Raw genomic sequence first — 301 nt, forward strand, 5'->3', positions numbered from 1 at the left:
TTTCCGACAAAGGACCACAGTTCGTCGCACTCCAGGATTACTCCGTAGGGTGTGGTGTTTTTTTTAGCGCGACCTGACGAGGAACCTTCTTGTACTTCTCGTTCACGTAGTTCTGCAGCCAAGCCTCGGAGACCTTCACCGCACGGGCAATTCCGGCCAGGGAGATTTTTTCCAGCAGCAACCGATCGATCAGTTCGCGGGTTTCCTGAGAAACCGGCCCCTTGGCAGGATGGAGAACGAACTGGCGACCGCAATCTTGACACTTGTACAACTGCTTTTTCAGCCGGTTGAATCCATTTTT

At 52.5% G+C, this 301-nt stretch carries 1 pseudogene; it reads right to left on the reverse strand.

From position 1 onward, the window contains the following. Positions 1-37: 37 nt before the first annotated feature. A pseudogene (locus EBL84_RS17220) lies at positions 38-301 on the reverse strand (IS1 family transposase); the annotation flags it as partial.

This window comes from Marichromatium sp. AB31 (assembly GCF_003718685.1).
GTDB lineage: Bacteria > Pseudomonadota > Gammaproteobacteria > Chromatiales > Chromatiaceae > Marichromatium > Marichromatium gracile.